General features: G+C 48.1%; 1 protein-coding gene. It reads left to right on the forward strand.

The annotated features are described in order from the left end of the window. Nucleotides 1–887: ABC transporter ATP-binding protein (locus tag A3762_RS02860; RefSeq protein WP_156493172.1), on the forward strand; the 887-nt coding region annotated here is incomplete at both ends.

The raw sequence follows: 887 nt of genomic DNA on the forward strand, positions 1-887 counted from the left end.
GCGTTTAGTCACCAAGCTAAATGTCAGCGTATGGTTCCTGAATTCACTGCTGCTGTTTTCGGTGGCGACCTTATCCATTTATCTTTGGTCCGTTGATTCTGTGAGCACAGGTGCGATTGCAGTGGCCATTGGTTTAGCCTTGCGTTTGAACGGCATGTCACAGTGGATTATGTGGGAAGTGTCGGCATTGTTTGAGAATATCGGATCGGTGCAAGACGGCATCAATACCATCTCACAGCCCAAACTAATTCAAGACAAAAACAATGCAAACGCGCTTGCGATGGCTAAGGGCCAAATTGACTTTAATCAGGTCAGTTTTGAATACAATGCCGGTGAATCAGTGCTTAAAGATTTATCTCTGCGAATTAAAGCGGGAGAGAAAATCGGACTCGTTGGCCGTTCTGGTGCTGGTAAATCAACACTCATCAATCTTCTGCTGCGTTTTCACGATATTCAGAAAGGCGAAATTCTTGTCGATGGGCAAAACGTTAGTGCGGTTCAACAAGAAAGCCTTAGGGCGCAAATAGGTGTGGTAACACAAGATACCTCGCTCATGCATCGCTCTGTGCGCGACAACATTGCCTACGGCCAACCCGAGGCGACTCTAGAACAGGTGATTGCGGCGGCAGAGCAAGCCGAAGCGCATCAGTTCATTCAAAACCTTAGTGATGTCAAAGGCCGCGCCGGTTACGAAGCCCACGTGGGCGAGCGTGGTGTAAAACTGAGTGGTGGTCAGCGTCAGCGTATTGCGATCGCGCGCGTCTTATTAAAAGATGCACCGATTCTTGTCTTAGACGAGGCGACATCTGCACTCGACTCTGAAGTCGAAGCTGCGATTCAAGAAAGCCTCTATAAATTAATGGAAGGTAAAACCGTTATTGCGATCG

It is taken from the genome of Oleiphilus sp. HI0125, assembly GCF_001635355.1.